Source organism: Psychrobacter urativorans (assembly GCF_904846695.1).
Lineage (GTDB): Bacteria > Pseudomonadota > Gammaproteobacteria > Pseudomonadales > Moraxellaceae > Psychrobacter > Psychrobacter urativorans.
In genome coordinates, this window is record NZ_CAJHBR010000004.1 from 113,795 (window position 1) to 132,699 (window position 18,905).

The 18,905-nt window shown below is 42.5% G+C and carries 15 protein-coding genes; 6 read left to right on the forward strand and 9 right to left on the reverse strand.

Annotated elements, in window-relative coordinates; genetic code table 11:
* The first annotated feature begins 61 nt into the window (after window positions 1-61).
* Window positions 62-2,275, forward strand: a complete 2,214-nt coding sequence (locus JMY09_RS04865) for a sensor histidine kinase (RefSeq protein ID WP_201622467.1) — start codon at window positions 62-64, stop codon at window positions 2,273-2,275.
* A 94-nt stretch (window positions 2,276-2,369) separates the two neighbouring features.
* The gene (locus JMY09_RS04870; RefSeq protein ID WP_201622468.1) at window positions 2,370-3,026 is read left to right on the forward strand and encodes a response regulator transcription factor; all 657 of its coding nucleotides are present in this window, start codon (window positions 2,370-2,372) and stop codon (window positions 3,024-3,026) included.
* A gap of 141 nt (window positions 3,027-3,167) precedes the next feature.
* On the opposite strand, the gene JMY09_RS04875 is transcribed toward JMY09_RS04870, so the two are convergent.
* The 5 genes from JMY09_RS04875 to metG form a co-directional block, all read right to left on the reverse strand.
* Window positions 3,168-3,962, reverse strand: a complete 795-nt coding sequence (locus JMY09_RS04875; RefSeq protein ID WP_201622469.1) for an ABC transporter ATP-binding protein — start codon at window positions 3,960-3,962, stop codon at window positions 3,168-3,170.
* A 59-nt stretch (window positions 3,963-4,021) separates the two neighbouring features.
* A complete protein-coding gene (locus tag JMY09_RS04880; protein ID WP_201622470.1) occupies window positions 4,022-4,921 on the reverse strand; it encodes an ABC transporter permease in 900 nt (299 codons plus the stop codon).
* A gap of 464 nt (window positions 4,922-5,385) precedes the next feature.
* Window positions 5,386-6,414, reverse strand: a complete 1,029-nt coding sequence (locus tag JMY09_RS04885) for an ABC transporter substrate-binding protein (protein WP_201622471.1) — start codon at window positions 6,412-6,414, stop codon at window positions 5,386-5,388.
* A gap of 87 nt (window positions 6,415-6,501) precedes the next feature.
* Complete coding sequence (locus JMY09_RS04890) at window positions 6,502-7,566, reverse strand: ABC transporter substrate-binding protein (RefSeq protein WP_201622472.1); 1,065 nt, start codon at window positions 7,564-7,566, stop codon at window positions 6,502-6,504.
* A 331-nt stretch (window positions 7,567-7,897) separates the two neighbouring features.
* Window positions 7,898-9,994 (reverse strand): methionine--tRNA ligase, encoded by a 2,097-nt coding sequence (metG, locus tag JMY09_RS04895; protein WP_201622473.1) that lies wholly within the window; start codon window positions 9,992-9,994, stop codon window positions 7,898-7,900.
* Between the two features lie 797 nt (window positions 9,995-10,791).
* Between metG and JMY09_RS04900 the strand changes: the two genes are divergently transcribed.
* From JMY09_RS04900 to dcd, 4 genes are all read left to right on the forward strand, one after another.
* Window positions 10,792-11,592, forward strand: a complete 801-nt coding sequence (locus JMY09_RS04900) for a 3-hydroxybutyrate dehydrogenase (RefSeq protein ID WP_201622474.1) — start codon at window positions 10,792-10,794, stop codon at window positions 11,590-11,592.
* A gap of 216 nt (window positions 11,593-11,808) precedes the next feature.
* Window positions 11,809-13,146: a magnesium transporter gene (gene mgtE, locus JMY09_RS04905; RefSeq protein ID WP_201622475.1), complete on the forward strand. Its 1,338-nt coding sequence runs from the start codon at window positions 11,809-11,811 to the stop codon at window positions 13,144-13,146.
* A gap of 230 nt (window positions 13,147-13,376) precedes the next feature.
* The gene (gene apbC, locus JMY09_RS04910; protein WP_201622476.1) at window positions 13,377-14,615 is read left to right on the forward strand and encodes an iron-sulfur cluster carrier protein ApbC; all 1,239 of its coding nucleotides are present in this window, start codon (window positions 13,377-13,379) and stop codon (window positions 14,613-14,615) included.
* 265 nt (window positions 14,616-14,880) lie between these two features.
* Window positions 14,881-15,456 (forward strand): dCTP deaminase, encoded by a 576-nt coding sequence (gene dcd, locus JMY09_RS04915; protein WP_201622477.1) that lies wholly within the window; start codon window positions 14,881-14,883, stop codon window positions 15,454-15,456.
* Between the two features lie 104 nt (window positions 15,457-15,560).
* Here dcd and JMY09_RS04920 read toward each other — a convergent pair whose 3' ends face one another.
* From JMY09_RS04920 to JMY09_RS04935, 4 genes are all read right to left on the reverse strand, one after another.
* Window positions 15,561-15,995, reverse strand: a complete 435-nt coding sequence (locus JMY09_RS04920) for a ClpXP protease specificity-enhancing factor (RefSeq protein ID WP_201622478.1) — start codon at window positions 15,993-15,995, stop codon at window positions 15,561-15,563.
* A 59-nt stretch (window positions 15,996-16,054) separates the two neighbouring features.
* Window positions 16,055-16,669 carry a glutathione S-transferase N-terminal domain-containing protein gene (locus JMY09_RS04925; RefSeq protein ID WP_201622479.1) on the reverse strand — a complete coding sequence of 205 codons (615 nt, stop codon included), beginning with the start codon at window positions 16,667-16,669 and terminating at the stop codon, window positions 16,055-16,057.
* Window positions 16,670-16,977: 308 nt separating this feature from the next.
* On the reverse strand, window positions 16,978-17,694 hold the full coding sequence (locus tag JMY09_RS04930) for a cytochrome c1 (protein WP_201622480.1): 717 nt from the start codon (window positions 17,692-17,694) through the stop codon (window positions 16,978-16,980).
* The gene (locus JMY09_RS04935) at window positions 17,694-18,899 is read right to left on the reverse strand and encodes a cytochrome b (protein ID WP_201622526.1); all 1,206 of its coding nucleotides are present in this window, start codon (window positions 18,897-18,899) and stop codon (window positions 17,694-17,696) included. The genes JMY09_RS04930 and JMY09_RS04935 overlap by 1 nt, the downstream gene beginning before the upstream one ends.
* Window positions 18,900-18,905 lie beyond the last annotated feature (6 nt).

The window sequence follows — 18,905 nt, forward strand, 5'->3', positions numbered from 1 at the left end:
ACGGCCCAACTTATCAAGCAGAGTGAAGATCTTTAGGGCAACATCTGCCCCGGCTATTGATATGAATGCCGTGAGCGCTATGGCGTCGTTGTTGGCGATTGGTTTTTCAGTAATTGCTTTTTATGTGACTGCTATGTCCATTATGTCAACGCTTGCTGTTTTAGCGCTAATGCCTACGCATAAGGCCAATGCCCAGACTTATTACTTAGGAGTGTTAGCACCGCAAGGAGAAGCGGCCGCTCAACAGCGTTGGCAGCCTTGGTTGGACAGTGTTAATGCTAACTTAGCAGATGACACCTTAGTGTTAGTACCATTAGCGCTTGAGAATTGGCAGCAGCAAATAGAAGCGCAGCAATTCGCCATGGTATTAGGCCCACAAGTACAGCTGATAAAAATGGATACCTTAGGATGGCGTTGGCTAGCTACTTTACAAAACTATAGTGCAACCGCTAAGCCCACAATATTTAGGATGGCTGATGTCAAACAGTCTGATTTTCAGACTTATGAACAATATAAGTTATATAAGCAGCTGCAAGCTGAGTTGGCACTAAGCGAAGGAGTCGAAGGGCAACCATTAGCTAATGAGACTAGTGCTACTGAGCAAATTGCTAGCGCATTATGGGTGGCTAGAGACAGTAATATTGAGCAAATAAAAGATCTTCAACAGCGTAAAATAGCGGCGGTCACCGCTGATGCTTTTGGTGGTTATTTACTCATAGCCCATTTATTACAAGACAATGGACTATCAGCAAATGATTATCAGGTGCAGTTCGTTGGTTATCCTATTGAGCTGACTTTATATAGGCTTGCTAGTGGCGCAGTAGATGCGGCCATAGCACCCTTATGTTTGATGGAGCAGATGAACCGTCAGGGCAAAATCAATTTGGCCCAATACCGACTCCTTAATCCGGTAGCAACAAGTTCTAACTGTCAGTCTTCTACCAAAATTTATCCCAACTGGACTTTAGCCGCGACAGCGCAAGCCCCAGCGTCCTTAGTAGAACAGATCAATCAGCAGTTATTTGCTGTACAGCTGTCCAGTAAGGCTAATGACAATACTAATGCTGGTGGCAATACTAATGCCGGTGGCAATACCCAAAGTAATACTGAGAGCAGTGCATTACGTTGGTTACCACCAGAGTCTAGTATCGAGGCTGAGCGTATCTTATATGAGTTAGGTCGTCACCCCTCACAGCAGACGCTAGGCGCACAAGTGCTGGATTGGATACAATCGCATCGCTGGTGGATGAGCGTTATAGTTTTTATCGTTTTGATATCGATGATCAATTACGCTTGGATGAGCTGGCTGGCATGGCGTCGTCGGCAACAGTTAATCAAGCAGAATCGTCTAATTAGTGATTATGATCAGCAGCTGCGGCGCTCAGAGCGTTTTGCAGTTATTGGAGAGATGAGCGGGGCTATCGCTCATGAAATTAACCAGCCGTTAGCCACTATTCAAAACTATGCACAAGGCTTACTAATCCGTAGTCAAAACTCAAACTCTTATCAAGAAATATCAGCAGAACAAATACTAGCAGAGCGGGTAGCTGAAAGACAAGTGTCAGAAAAAGCCTTACAACAGATTGTCAGCGAGACTGAGCGCGTCGCCGCAGTGATCACTAATATTCGACGTTGGGCAGGGCGCTCAACGACTGATGAAACCAAGGTCAATATTGCCGAGACTTATCAGCAGTGCATCACTCTTATGGGAGATAAGGCTATAGGTATTAGCTTTGGCTATGCTAGCAACTATCAGTATTTGCAATTGCCCAGCTTAGTACTCGATCAGCTATTGATCAATGTCATGCTTAATGCGCAGCAACAAGGGGCCAAGCATATAATGCTGCGTTGTCAGAAGGTATTCTATAAAGAGCTAAGTTGGTTGGCTTTAATCCTCTCTGATGACGGTGGCGGCTTTGACCAAGATCGTTTGACGGCTAAGCAGCCCACTACTATGAGTAGTCAGCAGCCACACTATGCCGCGCCCTCAAGTAAAGCGGAAGGTCTAGGGTTAGGGTTAATGATTTGTCAGCGCTTATGTAAGTCGCTTGGTGGTATGATGCAGCTAAGGAATACTGATAGCCAGCAAGAACTTGCTGATATGCAAAAATTAGCTATTCATTATCAACTGCATCTTAAACATCCTTCATTAAATCGACAAATACAGCTGAGTAAAGCGATTGATGGCTCGTCCTTAAATAACCAAGTCGGGGCGCAAGTTAAGATATATCTACCATTGAACTTGGTGAGAGATAATCAAAATATAACCGACTAAAAGTACTCCCTTACAAAATACTATCTAAGAAATTGCTCCTATTAAAAACATTACCCTTATTGAAAATATTAATATAAAAAGTAACAGGTAGCCTATGACTTCTTTGCCTACGCCAAGCGACCCGCCTGATCCTTTGACGGGCGATGATAGATTTTATGATGAGCAGCTGCTGATTCATATTATTGATGACGAGGAGAGTGTGCGTACTTCTTGCGAGTTTTTGTTGAGCAGTCTAGGGTTAGTGACCCAACTATGGGCGAGCGCAGTGACGTTTTTGGCTGAAGTAGATATTTATAGTCCTGCGGTCGTTATCAGTGATTTAATGCTGCCTGATATGAGTGGGCAGGAGCTACAAGCTCATCTTAATAATAAAAAAAGTCCTATAGCTTTGATTGCTCTAACGGGCAATGGTGAAATTAGCGATGCAGTAATGATGTTGAAAGAGGGGGCGGCAGATTATTTAGAAAAGCCTATTAATAGCCGTCGTTTGCAAGAAGCACTGGCCAGTGCGCAAGCCTTGACCTGCAAACGTGCCAAGCTTTATTATATTCGTAAGCTCTATACTCAGCTGACTGATAAAGAGAAACAAGTCGCCAATGAGCTTATGCAAGGTAATTTAAATAAAATAATTGCTGATCATCTAGATATAGCAGTACGCACAGTAGAAGTGCATCGCTCACAAGTAATGAAGAAGATGGAAGCGCAGCACGTTAGTGAGTTAATTCAAAAGTTGGCACTATTGGATTTGTAATTGCTGCTTGCTGTTTGCTAGTAAATACAAAAAACCTAAATATAAATAGTTATACCTTTTATATTTAATATGACTGGCAAATAAAAAGCCCATTTTCAATTTAGAAATGGGCTTTTGGTTAAGCGGATTATTGGGCTAGATCTAGCTCAATATCAAACTATCATCTTCTACTTTTTCACCACGGGTTTGCTCAAACATATCGAGCAAATCGTGGACAGTCATCCCTTGGCGAGCATTTCCTGCCACATCCAAAACCACTTGTCCTTGGTGTAGCATCACCGTTCTAGTACCATGTGCTAAGGCTTGCTGCATAGAGTGGGTGACCATCATTGTCGTCAGCTTATTGTCAGTTACGATCTTGTCGGTCAGCTCTAATACAAAAGCAGCAGTCTTAGGATCAAGAGCCGCAGTATGCTCATCGAGTAATAGGATCTTTGAGGGTTGTAAAGAGGCCATCAATAGGCTGACTGCTTGACGTTGACCACCAGAGAGTAAGCCCATACGATCGGTCAGACGGTTTTCAAGTCCCAGTTTCAATACTGAGAGCTTTTCTTTAAATAGCTCACGGTTAGTGGCGTTAAGAGCGAAGCTTAGCCCACGTTTGCCACCGCGTTTATAGGCCAAAGCCATGTTTTCTTCAATAGTTAGCGCTTCACAAGTTCCAGCCATGGGGTCTTGAAACACGCGAGCCACCCAATGAGCACGTTGATGAGCACTCTTTTTGGTCACATCAAAGCCATTGAGTAAAATGGAGCCACTATCTACCCGTGTAGTACCGCTGACCGCATTCAAAAACGTCGATTTACCAGCACCATTAGTTCCAATGACGGTGACAAATTCGCCATCAGCAATATTTAAGTTGATACCGCGTAACGCAGGGTTTTCAATAGGTGTGCCTGGATTAAAGGTCAAGCGCAAATCTGTAGCTTGCATCATAATCGTGATTCCTTCTACTTGCTTATATACAGTGGCTAATAGGCTAAAATGGATAGATGCTAAGCCCGAAGTTTGCGACTCAAAAATTTATTTTTAGCTTTGGGTAATACTAAAGCAATGACCACCAATAGGGCAGTAATCAAGTTTAAGTCTTGTGGTCCAAAGCCAATACTGCGTAGAGTATCACTTGATAGCGCCACTTGAATAAATAGCTTATAGAGTATCGCGCCAACGATAACCGCTAAAGTAATCAACCAAATACGTTTGGCTGGAATGATAGTCTCGCCAATGATAACCGCGGCTAAACCGATGACGATAGTACCAATACCTATAGAGATATCTGCACCACCTTGCGTCTGTACAAACAGCGCACCCGCCAAGGCAATCAAGCCATTCGATACTGCCATACCAGTGATAGTCATCCACGAGGTATTGATACCTTGAGCTTGTGCCATGCGCAAATTGGAGCCAGTAGCCCGCATAGATAGACCGGTTTCTGTACTATAAAACCAATCTAAAAACAGCTTAGCGATGATGATTACTGCGCCGATAATCACACAGCGCATCCAATAGCCATTGCCATCGGTGACCAATGAGCTAAATACCGTATTCTCACCCAATAGCGGTAAGTTTGGCGCACCCATGATACGTAGATTGACTGAATAGAGGGCGACCATTACCAAGATACTGGCTAGCAACTGTAGAATACCCAGCTTGACATGTAGCCAAGCAGTGACGATACCAGCAACAGAACCAGCGAGCATGCCAAGAGCACAAGCCAACCAAGGATTGATTCCAGCAACGATGGAAATACCCGCAACTGCGCCGCCTAATGGAAAACTACCATCAGCAGTTAAGTCGGGGAAGTCTAAGGTTCTAAAGGAGATCAGCACACCTAGTGCTACTAAACCATAGATTAGGCCACTTTCAAGCGCGCCAAAAAAAGCAATTAAAGACATAAGGAATCAATAAGTCATAGCTACAAGCTACTGAACACTCTCAGTAGCGATTGAGCGGTAAGTTTAACAGATCAGACAATCTGCAGTTATAGTGAACCAAAACAGTTTACAGTGAGGAATTAACATAAATTTTCAGTTTTAAACCTTAAAAAACAAGCCCAGTCTATTAAAGGATAGCTGGGCGGCTTCTATATTTTGTGAACTATATTATAACGCTAAAATAGATAATGATAAGAGTAAATATTATCCCTTTTAGGGCAATTAACCGTTAATAGTCGATAATGACTGGTTAGTGCTATTACTAGAGCTATTAGCTGCTAGTAACAGCAAGGCGTGGATTGAAAGCGGTTAAACAACTACCTCTAACTTTAAGCTTGCAGCAGTAACCTTTTCAAGGGCACTACTATCATAACTCGGCCCACGCCTCTTCTATTAATTACTACTCAGGCAGTAATGACGGTGAGCTATTTTACTACTTCTTTAGCTTTGTCGATGACCGCTTGTGGCAAAGTAATACCTTGCTCAGTAGCATGTTTTGGACTGACGTATAAGTTAAGCGCTTGCGGCGTATAAACAGCGATTTCACCTGGTTTTTCACCCTTTAAAATACGCGCTACAATTTTGCCTGTTTCGCGACCTAGAGCATAGTAATCAACCCCTAAAGCAGCAATAGCACCACGCTCAACAGAACTAGTATCCGAGGCAATCAATGGAATTTTGCTTTCTTTAGCTACTTGATATAAAGACTCATAAGCCGAAACCACGTTATTATCCGTTGAAGTATAAATCATATCGACTTTACCTTCTAAACTACGAGCAGCCATAGCAATATCAGTACTGCGCTGAGCAGGAGCTTCTAATACATTGATACCGAGCGGCGTAAGCTTCTCTTTAAGATTCTTTAAGATAATCGTTGAGTTGACTTCACCTGGGCTATAAACATAACCGACATTCTTAAGACTTGGGATAATTTGGCGCATCAATTCGATCTGTGGCTCATAAGGAAGCGCATCAGAACCACCAGTAACGTTAGTGCCAGAACCGTCAAGCTTAGAGACTAGTTTAGCTTCTACTGGATCGGTAACGGCTGAGAATACTAAGGGAATGGTGCTAGTAGCAGCGGCTACTGACTGTGCTGACGGGGTACCAATAGCGACGATAACATCTGCCTGATCTGCGACAAACTGCTTAGCAATCTGACCTGCAGTGGCGGTATTGCCTTGCGCACTTTGGAAGTTAACCTTTAAGTTTTCGCCCTCTTTAAAGCCAGCTTCTTTTAACTCATCAATAACGCCTTTGCGCACTTCATCGAGTGCTGGATGCTCAACGATAGCAGTAATGGCTACTGTTTTCATAGCTAGGCTAGTGTCAGCACTTGCGGCGCCATCGGCACTCTTAGCATCCTCTTTTGGTGCTTGGTTGCAGCCCGTCAAGATAGCAGTACAAACACCGCCCAATAATAAAGCTTTCGCAAAACGATTCTGATAGAACATGGGTGTTACTCCTAAAATAATAGTGTATCCATACGATAAATGAAAAAGCGCTAAACTCTAAAAGAGGATTACGGTAACTCCTAGCTGCTACTTAGCAGCGGTCTCAGTACTACTTTTAGTATCAACATTGATAGCTTTTTTGAGCATGTCAGCAGGTAGGCTTACCCCTTGTGCTTTGGCATGCTTAGGACTGACATATAAAGTCAGATCATTCATAACTTGTGGCTTAATAGTATTGATCGCTTCACCATTTAATATGCGGTAAACCATCTTGCCAGTGACTCGACCGAAGTCATAATCATTAACCCCAAGAGCTGCTGTTGCACCGCGCTGAACGCTGAACTCATCAGAAGCTACGATGGGCATACGCAGCTCATTAGCTGCTTGAGTCATCGCTTCAAAAGCAGAGGCTACATTATTATCAAATGAAGTATAGATGATTTCTGCCCGTCCTTGCAGGCTGCGAGTTGCCATCCCTATGTCAGTTGGACGATTGGCTGGGATATCTAGCAACTTGAGACCACGTGCTGGCAGCGCTGCTTTTAGATCATCACGTAATGAAACTGAGTTGGCCTCGCCAGGGCTATAGACGTAGCCGATAGTCTTAAGATCAGGCTTAAGCTGTTGCAGTAGATCCAATTGAGGCTCTAATGGTAGCTGGCTTGATAGACCGGTTAAGTTATCTTGAAATGGCTTACCATCAGCAGTGATAAGTTTAGCGCCTAGCGGATCAGAAACCGCAGTATAGACGATAGGTATCGTGGTGGTGGCCGAAACTATAGACTGGGCTGATGGGGTGGAAATAGCAACGATAGCATCAGGGTTGTCGCCAACGAATTGTTTGGCGATCTGTCCTGCTGTGGCGGTATTACCTTGCGCACTTTGAAAGTTGACTTTTAGATTCTTGCCTTCTACATAGCCATTATCTGCCAGCTCATCAATAATGCCACGACGCATATCATCTAAAGAGGGATGCTCAACGATCTGAGTGATGGCTATGGTCTTAATGGGCTTGTCCGCTGTAGTGCTGCTTTGATCAGCAGCCACAGTAGTTTCGGTAGAAGAGTTCGAGCAGCCAATAGCAGAAAATATGCTGAGAGCGCTGATGGTAACTCCGTATAAGCTTAGGCGTAGAGTAGAGGCAATAGTCATTTTATTAGGTTAACTCTTAAGTTGGAAAGTACTAGTCAGTCATCTAGCAATACCATAAGTAGATATAAAGTTTTGCTGATGGGCGACCCTTAAAGTAATCGTTTCGTTAATCTGAATAGCTATATTATGACAGTAATGTAACTAATCGCAATAAGTAATTAAGCCATAAGGCTTATTGAAGCCAATAGCTGACTATAAGATCATAACCGACCTGATAGTAGACCTAATAATTATTAATTTATAATAAATTATCAGCCATAAAAAAGATGCCACAGCGGGCATCTCATTTAGTGTTTTAGGGTGTTTAGCTGCTATTTAAGCCATTAAGCCATTATGCCAAAAGGTCACCAATGACACAGTTGTCAGGTAGAGTAATAACCGTTAGCTGGGTCTTTGGATTACCAGTAGACAGTACCATACCTTCAGATATGCCGAACTTCATCTTGCGTGGTGCCAAGTTAGTAACGCAAATCACTTTTTTATCTACCAGTTGTTCAGGCTCATAAAATTTACGAATACCACTAAATACATTGCGTGGCTTATCTTCACCAACATCTAAGGTGAATTGCAATAACTTATCTGCGCCTTCGACATGATTACAAGCAATGACATGAGCGACTTTCATCTCAACTTTGCTGAAGTCATCGATACCGATATAGTCAGTTTGCTCAGCATCAACATTATTGTCGGCTTTAACCGCCGCCATAGTAGCACTAGTAGAAGCCAGCGCAGCTGCCGCATCAGGGGTAGGGGCTAACGACGCTTTTGAAGCTTCTACCATAGCCTCTATATCTTTTTCTTCGATACGCTGCATTAAAGGTTTGAACTTATTAATCTGATGGCCTAGCAACCATTGGTTACGACTGGCAAAGCTTAGGTCATCGATATTTAAGAATTCTTTAGCGTTAGCAGTAAGCTCAGGCAATACTGGCGCCAAATAAACCATCAGTTGGCGGAAGATATTGATAGCTACTGAGCAGACATCTTGAACTTCTTGTTCAGCACCTTCTTGTTTGGCTAGCGACCAAGGTTTTTTCTCATCGATATATTCATTAGCTTTGTCAGCACATTGCATAATTAAGCGCATGGCTCGGGAGAATTCACGGTTTTCATAAGCTGCCGCAATCTCATCACCGGTCTTAGTGATGTCTTCTAATAGGCGCGGTTCTGCGCAGATCTCTGATAGTTTACCATCGTATTTTTTTACTAAGAACCCAGCACTGCGACTAGCAATATTGACCACTTTTCCGACTAAGTCAGAATTGACTTTTTGCATAAAGTCTTCTAAATCGAGGTTGATATCCTCAACTTTATCAGACAGCTTACTGGCAAAATAATAACGCAAGTATTCAGGATGTAAGTGTTCAGCATACGTTTCGGCTTTGATAAAAGTACCGCGCGATTTACTCATTTTTTCGCCATTGACCATCAAGAAGCCATGAGCAAATACTCCAGTCGGGGCACGGAACTCACTACCAGCAAGCATCGCTGGCCAAAACAGCGCATGAAAGTACACGATGTCTTTACCGATGAAGTGATAAACCTCGGTTTTATGCTCGTTCTCTTGCATCCAATAGCGGTCAAAATCTAGAGCATTCTCTGTACCTGCTCGCTGCTCACACAAGTTCTTAAAGCTGGCCATATAGCCAACTGGTGCATCTAGCCATACATAAAAGTATTTGTCAGGCTCACCCGCTGGCGTATCGGGTATTTTAAAACCAAAATAGGGCGCATCACGAGAGATATCCCAACTGGCAAGACCAGCATCGAACCATTCTTGTAGCTTGTTCGCAACTGACGGTTGCAAGCGCTTATCAGTACGTGTCCAATCTCGTAAAAACTGATCAAATTCCGGCAAGTCAAAGAAATAATGCTTAGATATTTTTAATACCGGCGTAGCATTTGACAAGGTTGAGCGTGGGTCTTTTAGCTCCATAGCATCATAAGTGGTACCACAGACTTCGCAGTTATCGCCATACTGATCGGCAGCTGCGCATTCAGGGCAAGTCCCTTTGACAAAGCGATCGGCTAGAAATAGCTGCTTTTCAGGATCAAATAGTTGCTCAACATCACGAGTACTAATGTGACCGGCACTCTTTAGGCGACGATAAATCAGTTCTGAAAAATGTTGGTTCTCTTCTGAATGAGTGGAATAATAATTATCAAAGTCGATCAAAAATTTAGCAAAGTCAGCTTCATGTGAAGCTTTAACAGTAGCGATTTGCTCTTCTGGAGTAACATTATTATCTTGAGCTTTGAGCATGATAGCGGTGCCATGGGCATCATCGGCACAGACGTAAGTCACCTGATGGCCTTGCGCTTTCATGGCACGTGCCCAAATATCAGTTTGAATATATTCTACAAGATGGCCCAAATGAATATAGCCATTAGCATAGGGCAGGGCACTAGTTACTAAAATCTCACGCACAAAATCACCTTTATATTAATATAAGTACAGTAGTTATTGGCAGCGGTATAGCTTTAGACATAGTCACTAACCGCCGCTAAGTTATAAAATTTAAAAATGCTGTCTATGATACCGTAATTCAGTCAAATTTGTGCTAATGCTTAGTAATTATCTACTGTTAGAAGGCCTAAACAGCATTTAAATGATTACTGATAACTTTTTTTTATCATAGAGATAACTTTTCCAAGGGATAATTATCGAAAATTAATCTGCATTAGGACGATAAATGGTATATATTAAATCACCGCTTAAATCCAGTCTATGGATGTTCACTGTTAATTTAGTTATTAAGACTGCTCTTATAGCGCTCTACTACAGAATATTTATAATACCAATTAACAGCCAATTATTTATTTTGATGCAAAAAATTGCTTCTTCGAATCATCCGCTGTTTCACAGTTACCGATTATTCTCAATCATCAAAGATATCCAACACTGTTGGCTATGGCATGCTACAACTAGTTACTTCTATAAATACTCAAGTATAAACATCGAAGGTAATTAGCAGTAGGCATAAGAATAACCCCCTATAGAACCCTGAGCAAAATCATAATTAAAAACTATCTGCACTATTCATAAGTAATAACAAGTACTGGTAAACACTATAAGACTCAAGCACACCTCGTAATTGATTTTCATTTCCTCAAATAATAGCAAATGGATTGCTACTATTTACTCTGCAGCACGTCATAAGAAACCTTTTTAAAGCGTTTCAACTACTACGTGTCAACGACAATCAACCATAATAAGGACAATATATGGCGACCCAAGTACAACAAGATTTGACTGGAAAAATAGCTTTAATCACTGGTGCAGCAGCTGGTATCGGACGTGATATCGCTGAGACATACGCCAGAGCTGGTGCTATCATCGGCGTTGCTGATATTAATTTTGAAGGTGCCCAAGAAACCGTCGATATCATCACCAAAGCTGGTGGCAAAGCGTTAGCGATCGATATGGATGTTCGATCTGAAGATGCCGTTAACAACGGTGTTAAGCAGCTGATTGATACCTTTGGCGGCATTGATATTCTAGTTTCTAACGCTGGTATTCAGCTTATCAACCCTATTAATAAGATGACCTTTGATAACTGGAAAAATCTGCTAGCTACCCATTTAGATGGTGGGTTCTTGACTACTAAAGCCGCTGTAGAACATATGTATAAAGATAATAAAGGCGGCACGATCATCTATATTGGTTCTATTCATGCTCATGATGCATCGCTATTTAAAGCCCCTTATATTACAGCCAAGCACGGACTGTTGGGCTTGTGCCGTGCAGTCGCCAAAGAAGGCGCACCACATAACGTCCGCTCGCATATGATCTCTCCCGGCTTTGTCAGAACCGCAATGGTTAATGAGCAAATCCCACTGCAAGCTGCCGAAAAAGGTATTAGCGAAGAGTCCGTAGTGAACGATATTCTATTAGCTAATACCCTTAATAAAGAATTTACTACTATTGAAGATGTCTCACAAACGGCACTTTTCTTAGCTGCCTTCCCAAGCAATGTCTTCACTGGTCAGTCTATTAATGCTAGTCATGGCTGGTGCATGAGATAGTTTTTTGCATTAAATTTTTAAATTAGAAATCTAAAAGAGTATTTATATCACCACAAGGTCATTCAATGGCGTTGTGGTTTTTTATTAGCCTCCTGTAGCTTGCTAATAAAAAGTTAATGCATTAGCATCCTCTTTTCGATCAACTCAAGCCAATACTATTGGTTCTTTTTAGTGATTGCTTGCTGCGCAGATATAAAAGCGCACGGAGTAAAAATAATGAAAAATCAAAATCTGGCTTTAGCCTTAAGCAATGCTATCGAACAACAACAATTCGACAGAGCGATCAATCAAATTAAAACGCTGCGCCCCATTGATATCGCTGACCTATTGGCGCTAATCAAACCCATATTTGCCTGCCAGCTCTTAGAGCGACTGCCTAATCGATCAAAAGTATTCTCCTATCTAGAAACTGATATTCAAGTAGTACTTGCACAAACCTTTCCTCGAGACAGTTTAGCCAGAATAGTAGGTGAGATGCCTGCTGATGAACGTACTGACTTATATAAAAGTCTACAGCAAGATCAGCGTGATGCCCTATTGCCAGCATTAGCTCATGCAAAACGTGAAGATATTCGCCTACTATCCGCTTATGAGGAAGGGACTGCAGGCGCTTTGATGACCTCGGATTATGCAGCTTTAGGTATTGAGATGAACGTCGCTGAGGCACTAGATGATTTGCGACGAGAAGCTCCCGATGCAGAGACTATCTATCATGCTTATGTGATCGATGATCAGCGTAAGCTGCTAGGTGTAGTGTCATTAAGAGCCTTGATACTGGCTACTCCAGAGCGGTTAATCAGTGACATCATTATGAACTCTCCGGTGTTTTGTCACGTCAAAGACGATCAAGAAGATGTGGCAAAAATGGTAGCACGTTATGATCTAATTGCTTTGCCAGTTATTGATGATAGTGGGGCGTTAGTTGGGATAGTTACCCATGATGATGCTATGGATGTCGCCAGTGCAGAGGCTACCGACGATTTTCATAAGTCAGGTGGCGTATCGACTATGGTGGGGAGGTTAAAAGATGTCAGTATTACCCTGCTATATCGCAAGCGCGTCTTTTGGCTAGTGTTTTTAGTCTTCGGTAACTTATTATCTGGGTTTGGTATCTCGCACTTTGAAGAGGTGATTGCTGCCAACTTAGTACTGGTGTTTTTCTTACCGCTACTAGTCGATAGTGGCGGTAATGCAGGCTCACAGTCCGCCACTTTGATGGTACGAGCGTTGGCGACTGGTGATGTGGTAATGCGTGATTGGTTCTCGCTACTAGGCCGAGAATCTGTGGTTGCCTTGTTGCTGGGCGCTAGTATGGCCGTTGCCATCTCTATCATCGGTTATTTTCGTGGTGACGCTATATTGTCTCTAGTGCTGGCGCTAAGTATGATGTCAGTTGTGATGATTGGTTGCATGATTGGTATGAGCTTACCTTTTGTACTAAGTAAATTTGGCTTTGACCCGGCTACTGCTAGTGCCCCTTTAATTACTTCGGTATGTGATGCCTCAGGAGTTCTGATTTATCTATTTATCGCTTCAAAGTTCTTAGTGGTTTGATAGTGAGTCTCATGATTTAAGCTTTAGTACGCTGTAGATATACATTAATTTTCCGCTGGTGATCAAGGGCTAGATGTAGCGCCTGTTTAACGCTGCTGTTAAGATATAAGCGTTCTGTAACCACAATGTCATATCTAATGGCGTTGTGGTTTTTTTATAGCTGTAATTCGGCTACACTGATAGCATCAAACACTCTATAACTCCATCGATCATAATCTGTAAAGGCCGCTATGTTTAACTTTATAAAAAAAATAACCCCAGAAAAACCTGAAACCGCTACGCAAAAAGCCGAGCGTGATAGTGCTGTTGACAAAGTGCTACTTGGTTATCACGTCAATAACGTCAGTATTGCGCAAATGGTGACTGGCATAGACCGTGTTGGTGATGAGCTCACTTTAGATTTGCGTCTGCCACAAGATAGCGATCCTGAGATTGTGCAGCAAGAGCTCGGCTCGCTACTACACCTACATGGCATTAAGACTATTCATATGAACGTGCGTCTGCCACCCCCTGTTAAAGGGGGCGGTTCTACTTTGCCAAAACCTAAGCCTATGCCGCAAACTACTGACGCTATGAGCAAGAGCGCTAGCACTTCTGATGCTCATAGTGCGGCGGCGACTCAACCCAATGCAGAGCCGCCTATTACTAAGGCTGCACCTACCCAAGCATCGCTGGCGGCCCACCCCCGTATTCGTCATATTATTGTAGTAGCCTCCGGTAAAGGCGGTGTTGGTAAATCAACTACTACTGTGAATATTGCCTTAGCTCTACAACAGCTAGGTAATCGTGTTGGGGTACTTGATGCTGATATTTATGGTCCTAGCATGCCGACGATGCTCGGGGTCAAAGATGTCAAGCCAGAGCTGGAGAATGAGCAGTTCGTCCCTGTTAATGCACGTGGTTTGGCGATGTTGTCTATCGGTAGCTTACTCGATGGCGATAATACTCCAGTAGCTTGGCGTGGGCCAAAAGCAACGGGTGCCTTGATGCAGCTGTACAATCAAACCAATTGGCCAAAGCTCGATTATTTAGTAATAGATATGCCACCAGGTACCGGCGATATACAATTGACTCTAGCTCAGCGTATCCCAGTGACTGGTGCGGTTATCGTCACTACACCGCAGCATATTGCCTTGCTCGATGCGCAAAAAGGTATCGAGATGTTTAACAAGACCAATATTCCAGTCCTTGGGGTAGTAGAAAATATGGCGCTGCATACTTGTAGTAACTGTGGCAATACTGAAGCTATCTTTGGGACTGGTGGTGGCGACTATCTTGCTGAGCATTACCAAGTACCGTTACTAGGACAGCTGCCTTTAGCTAGCGGTATTCGTGCGCAAGTAGATACCGGAAACCCTAGCGTCTCTGCTAATGATGAGTATGCACCGTACTATATAAGCATTGCCAAAAATATCGAGGCCAATATTAATAAATTTGCTAAGCCTGTCGATGACAAGCGCATTTTTTAAGGTTAATCAGCTCAAAGTCTAAGCGACTTTAAAGGTAATGCAGCTAATGGCAATAATGCTAATAGCATTACAATGCCAATATTAAACGCATAGAGTTTAGCGCTATGGTTTGTGTTAACAGTAGCGCTAATTTACAAAAGACTCTAGGCTCTATTTATATCCACTAACTGCCTAATTTATATCCACTAACTGCCTATAAATTTAGTCTGTAATTCCGTATAATCATCGCTATTAAATGTTCTAGTAAATAAGCTAAGGGTTAACAATGTCTATTAAGTCTGACCGCTGGATTCGTGAGCAAGCTGAAGCTCATAATATGATTGAGCCGTTTGAAGCCGGTCAAGTACGTTTTAATGATGCTGGTGAGCGCTTGATCAGCTACGGTACTTCAAGTTATGGCTATGATGTGCGCTGTGCTCCTGAGTTTAAGGTATTCACTAACGTACATTCCGTAGTCGTTGATCCAAAGAATTTCGATGAAAAAAGCTTTATCGATATCGTTGGTAATGAATGTATTATTCCGCCTAACTCATTTGCGCTGGCACGCACAGTTGAATATTTCCGTATTCCACGTGACGTATTGACCATTTGCTTAGGTAAGTCGACTTATGCACGTTGCGGCATTATCGTTAACGTCACACCGCTGGAGCCAGAGTGGGAAGGGCATGTGACTTTAGAGTTTAGTAATACCACCAACTTACCAGCGCGTATTTATGCTGGTGAAGGGGTAGCCCAAATGCTGTTCTTCCAAAGTGATGCTGATGATGTTTGCGAGACTAGCTATAAGGATCGTGGCGGTAAGTATCAAGGTCAACGTGGAGTGACTTTGCCTAGAACTTAATCGGTGATCGTAAGCGATTGGATAGATTTTTCTTGATCTTAAAATATAAAAAAGCTAGGCATAATCAATATGCCTAGCTTTTTTTGTACCCCGCCGATCAGTCCTTATTTTAGAACTTTTAGACCGGCCTTGTTAGGGCGTTTAGGGGCGGCAAGTTTTGCATGGGTAGTAGCGGCAGGAACTTCTTCTGCTGGTTGATAGTCATCATACTCATTAGGATCAAAGAACATACCTTGCGAGTTCTCTTTAGCATAGATGCCTAAGATAGCCTTCACTGGTACCCAGATTTCTTGTGATACACCACCGAAGCGCGCACTAAAATGCACATAGTCATTTTCCATACTCATGTTGCCAGTAGCACGGCTAGCTATATTTAATACAATACGACCATCTTGTACATGCCCAACAGGAATTTGCACGTTTTCAGCAGTAGCATCAACCATCAGATAAGGGGTGAGATCGTTGTCTTCTATCCACTGATAAATTGCACGTACCATATAAGGGCGAGTAGGAGTAATTGAAGTAGTAGCATCGCTCATTTTATAATTCCTCTACAAATAATACTTAAAAGTTGTGGTTAATGGTTTATTCAACTAATTCAACGTACGCTCTTTTTAAAGCTATCACGCTCAAACAAACGACTTTGATAGTCTAGCAATGGACGACTGATCGCCCTTGGCAGCTCGATATCCATCTCCCCCAAACGCCATAACAACGGTGCTAATAATACATCACACCAGCCAAAATCATCAGCCATAAAATACGATTTATGGGCGAACAGTGGTGATAAAGTAATCAGAGAGTCTGTAAGCTGCTTTTTGGCTTGCTGCGCCTGAGCCTTATTAAAACTATCTGGATGCATTAACAAGCGTTTGCCCAATACTAACCAATCATGCTGGATACGCCAAGCCAATTGACGAAATTGCGCACGCTCTTGCGGCGTATCTGGCAAAAGCTTATTTGCATGATAACGCTCTTCTAAATACTCAAAAATTACATTGATCTCATACAAAGCAATTTCACGCTGCTGCAATACTGGCAAAGTATGGTAAGGGTTCAGTTCCGTTAAGTCTTCAGGACGCTCAGAATGCAGACGTGATAAGTAGTAAGCAAGTTTTTTTTCTTCAAGCAATAGGCGCACCACATGACTATCGTAGCCGTCATCAGCATATAAAATTAGCTGACTACTTGGAATGTCATTTGCATCGATCATAGCAGCCTAAAGGTAGTGGTTAAGGCTGCCATCGTAAACAAAGTTAGTGCTTTTATCAAGGTGGTAAGCGTAATCTATGCTTTTATCGTACCGCTATACATATAAGATTTAGCTACTATTTGACTAGTATTTATCCCTTTTACACTGCTAGCTTTTATCATTATCACTAGTTATCAATCGTTTATTAAAAATAACATAAGAAATGCCATTAGAAAAGGTCATTAAAAAAAGGCACTACCGAAGTAGTGCCTTTTTTAAAACCAATGCTAAAAGCTAGCAGTATCTAACGCGGGTTTATACAGAAAATATTATTTGACGTCTTTCCAGAATTCTTTATTCAATAACCAAACTGGAATCAGTAATACTAACAAGAATAAAATTACGAAGAAACCGATTACTTGACGATCATGACGGACAGGTTCAGCCATCCAAGCCATATAGTTAACCAAATCACCAACTTCAGATTTAAATTCTTCATCACTTAGATCTTGTTGAAGATTATTCAACACATGAGGCATGGCCACGTTTTTCAGAACTAAGTTGTTAGCACCCCAAGGACGGCTTGGATCTTCATAAAACGATAATAAGTAGGTATAAACCCAATCATCACCGCGCAGTCTAGTCTCTAAAGACAAGTCTGGAGGAGGAGCACCAAACCAAGATGCTTGAACTTCAGGATCAATCTCAGCATTGATATGATCACCGATCTGATCCGTAGTCACCATCAAGTACTTTTCCACCAATTCAGGCGGAATCTCTAAATCTTTAGCGATACGAGAATGACGAACATACTTGGCTGAGTGACAGCCAGCACAGTAGTTCATAAACATCTTAGCACCGTTTTGCAGCGAGCCTTTATTGGTAAAATCAATAGGGGCTTTACTACAAGCTAGATGCTCAGTGTAACCTTCTGCATTGATAAAGTCGCCACATTCACCACCCTCTGCTGCTAGCGCAGTGCCAGCAGTAAAGCTCAATGCCACGCCTAAGCCTAAACCAGTTAGGTATTTGATTAAGGTGCTCATTAGTGACCTCCGGTGACACGTTCTGGTGGCTGTTTACACTTCTCTATGGCAGTGTAAAACGGCATCAATAAGAAGAACAGGAAATATAACACAGTGAATATTCGAGCCATTACTGTCGCTGTTGGCGTCGTTGGCGTCGCTCCTAAATATCCTAAAGCTACAAAACTGATAGCGAAGATAGTTAACGCAGCCTTCGATAAGATACCTTTGTAACGCATAGAGCGTACAGGTGATCTATCTAACCAAGGTATCAAGAACAGTACCGCAATCGCACCACCCATCGCTACAACACCACCAAGCTTATTAGGAACAGCTCGTAAAATGGCATAGAACGGGGTGTAATACCACACTGGTGCAATATGAGCTGGGGTCTTCAGTGAGTTTGCCGCTTCAAAGTTTGGTGGCTCAAGGAAGAAACCGCCGCCTTCTGGGAAGAAGAATATCACAGCAAAGAAGCAGATAAAGAATACTACAATACCAACCATGTCATGCACAGTGTAATACGGATGGAATTCAATACCATCTAAAGGTACACCGTTTTTGTCTTTTAGCTTTTTGATGTCGATACCATCTGGGTTATTTGAACCCACATGATGCAGAGCTACCAAATGCATAAACACTAAGCCGACTAACACTAATGGAATAGCGACTACGTGTAGGGCAAAGAAACGGTTAAGGGTGATACCTGAGATAATATAATCACCACGTACCCATTCGGCAAGACCATCACCAATCACTGGTAGTGCTGCAGGTAAGTTCAAGATAACCTGTGCGCCCCAGAATGACATGTTGCCCCAAGGGAGTAGATACCCGAAGAAACCTTCTGCCATCAATGCTAAGTAGATACCCATACCGATAAGCCAAATAAGCTCACGCGGTTTTTGGTATGAACCATAAAGTAGCGCTCTAAACATGTGCAAATATACTACTACGAAGAACGCTGAAGCGCCTGTCGAGTGCATATAACGAATCAGCCAGCCACCTTTTACGTCACGCATGATGTACTCAACCGAAGCGAATGCCCCTTCGGCACTAGGGTTATACATCATCGTAAGCCAGATACCAGTAACCAATTGGTTAACCAATACCACCATAGATAGCACACCAAAGAAATACCAAAAGTTAAAGTTCTTCGGTGCATAATACTTTGACATATGATATTCATAGGTTTCGGTCGCTGGAAAACGCGCGTCCACCCAGTGCATAAGTTT

Bases quoted from the DNA above. Each gene is read 5' to 3' on its own strand.
- JMY09_RS04870 (WP_201622468.1), top strand. From the start codon at position 2,370: ATGACTTCTTTGCCTACGCCAAGCGACCCGCCTGATCCTTTGACGGGC.
- JMY09_RS04925 (WP_201622479.1), bottom strand. From the start codon at position 16,669: ATGATCGATGCAAATGACATTCCAAGTAGTCAGCTAATTTTATATGCT.
- JMY09_RS04890 (WP_201622472.1), bottom strand. From the start codon at position 7,566: ATGACTATTGCCTCTACTCTACGCCTAAGCTTATACGGAGTTACCATC.
- JMY09_RS04900 (WP_201622474.1), top strand. From the start codon at position 10,792: ATGGCGACCCAAGTACAACAAGATTTGACTGGAAAAATAGCTTTAATC.
- dcd (WP_201622477.1), top strand. From the start codon at position 14,881: ATGTCTATTAAGTCTGACCGCTGGATTCGTGAGCAAGCTGAAGCTCAT.
- JMY09_RS04875 (WP_201622469.1), bottom strand. From the start codon at position 3,962: ATGATGCAAGCTACAGATTTGCGCTTGACCTTTAATCCAGGCACACCT.
- JMY09_RS04880 (WP_201622470.1), bottom strand. From the start codon at position 4,921: ATGTCTTTAATTGCTTTTTTTGGCGCGCTTGAAAGTGGCCTAATCTAT.
- JMY09_RS04865 (WP_201622467.1), top strand. From the start codon at position 62: ATGAATGCCGTGAGCGCTATGGCGTCGTTGTTGGCGATTGGTTTTTCA.
- mgtE (WP_201622475.1), top strand. From the start codon at position 11,809: ATGAAAAATCAAAATCTGGCTTTAGCCTTAAGCAATGCTATCGAACAA.
- apbC (WP_201622476.1), top strand. From the start codon at position 13,377: ATGTTTAACTTTATAAAAAAAATAACCCCAGAAAAACCTGAAACCGCT.
- JMY09_RS04920 (WP_201622478.1), bottom strand. From the start codon at position 15,995: ATGAGCGATGCTACTACTTCAATTACTCCTACTCGCCCTTATATGGTA.
- JMY09_RS04930 (WP_201622480.1), bottom strand. From the start codon at position 17,694: ATGAGCACCTTAATCAAATACCTAACTGGTTTAGGCTTAGGCGTGGCA.
- JMY09_RS04885 (WP_201622471.1), bottom strand. From the start codon at position 6,414: ATGTTCTATCAGAATCGTTTTGCGAAAGCTTTATTATTGGGCGGTGTT.
- JMY09_RS04935 (WP_201622526.1), bottom strand. From the start codon at position 18,899: ATGCACTGGGTGGACGCGCGTTTTCCAGCGACCGAAACCTATGAATAT.